The sequence below is a fragment of the Natrinema salsiterrestre genome (genome assembly GCF_029502005.1).
GTDB lineage: Archaea > Halobacteriota > Halobacteria > Halobacteriales > Natrialbaceae > Natrinema > Natrinema salsiterrestre.
In genome coordinates this window covers 1-1,692 of record NZ_JAMQOT010000021.1, presented here as the reverse complement: position 1 = coordinate 1,692, position 1,692 = coordinate 1, and the positions used below count along the sequence as shown (strand labels likewise).

At 57.0% G+C, this 1,692-nt stretch carries 1 tRNA gene and 2 rRNA genes; all 3 read left to right on the top strand.

The annotated features are described in order from the left end of the window. Window positions 1–91, top strand: a 16S ribosomal RNA gene (locus NDI89_RS23780); the annotation flags it as partial. A gap of 154 nt (window positions 92–245) precedes the next feature. Further along, window positions 246–317 (top strand) — tRNA-Ala (locus NDI89_RS23775). A gap of 220 nt (window positions 318–537) precedes the next feature. Next, a 23S ribosomal RNA gene (locus NDI89_RS23770) occupies window positions 538–1,692 on the top strand; the annotation flags it as partial.

The window sequence follows — 1,692 nt, the reverse complement described above, 5'->3', positions numbered from 1 at the left end:
CCAGTGCAACGCTGGTCGAATCTGGGCTCCGCAAGGGGGCTTAAGTCGTAACAAGGTAGCCGTAGGGGAATCTGCGGCTGGATCACCTCCACAGACCGGGACTGGGGCGTCGCCCCAGCCCACCTTAACTCGTGGCGCGTTGCGCCACGCGGTTCACGTTCGATCGACCAGCGTTCGGCCGATCGGGCACCTTTGAACTACCGAGGCTAACACAATACGCTCTGTCCATCCGAGAGGATGGACGTGGGCCCATAGCTCAGTGGTAGAGTGCCTCCTTTGCAAGGAGGATGCCCAGGGTTCGAATCCCTGTGGGTCCATGTCTCGGAGGACGACCGAATCGTGCCCCTTAAGTGGGACACAGTACTTCGGTCTAATCCGAACGAACCGATGCACCACCCCGTGTAAACGCGGGTGGGAAGGGTTAATGCATGCCGCGTCTACGGCGTGCAGATGAGACCGTGTGTACGTGTAGTCCAGGCGTCCACTGGACCCGTTCCCGGGTCACTACGTGATTGCATCTCGCAATCGCCGATCCGATGAACGTGGCTACTGTGCCAGCTGGTGGATCGCTCGGCTTGAGAGCTGACGAAGGACGTGCCAAGCTGCGATAAGCCTATGGGAGCCGCACGGAGGCGAAGAACATAGGATCTCCGAATGGGAATCCCCACCGCAATTGCTTCGCGCAATGGGGAACGTCGAGAATTGAAACATCTTAGTATCGACAGGAAAAGAAAGCAAACGCGATGTCGTTAGTAATGGCGAATAAACGCGACACAGTCCAAACCGAAGCCTTCACGGGCAATGTGGTGTTCGGACTGACGATCACTTCCCGAACGGCGACGCGAAGTCTCTTGGAATAGAGCACGAAACAGGGTGACAGTCCCGTACCGTCGACGAGTAAGGAACGAGTCAGTTCCAGAGTAGCGGGGGTTGGATATCCCTCGTGAATATCGCGGGCATCGACCGCGAAGACTAAACACTCCTCAAGACCGATAGCGAACAAGTAGCGTGAGCGAACGCTGAAAAGCACCCCACGAAGGGAGGTGCAATAGGGCGTGAAATCAGTTGGCGATGGAGCGACAGGGCATACAAGGTCCCGGACAAAACGAATCAGGTGCGAACCTGTAGTAGAACGTTCGGGAAGCCGGTGTTCTGTCGTACGTTTTGAAAAACGAACCAGGGAGTGTGCCTGTTTGACGAGTCTAACTCGATTATCGAGGAAGGCGTAGGGAAACCGATATGGCCGCAGTGCTTTGCACCAGGGCCACCGTGTTCAAGCGCGGGGAGTCAAACGGGCACGACCCGAAACCGGACGATCTAGGCGTGGGCAAGATGAAGCGTGCCGAAAGGCACGTGGAAGTCTGTTAGAGTTGGTGTCCTACAATACCCTCTCGTGACCTACGTCTAGGGGTGAAAGGCCCATCGAGTCCGGAAACAGCTGGTTCCAACCGAAACATGTCGAAGCATGACCTCTGCCGAGGTAGTTTGTGGGGTAGAGCAACGGATTGGGGGACCGCACTCCGAGAGGAGTGCGCCCCCCTGTCCAACTCCGAACCTACAAACGCCGTTTGACGCAGGGAGTCCGGTGCACGGGGTAAGCCTGTGTACCGTGAGGGAGACAACCCAGAGCTGGGTTAAGGTCCCCAAGTGTAGATTAAGTGCGATCGAAGGTGGTCTCAAGCCCTAGACAGC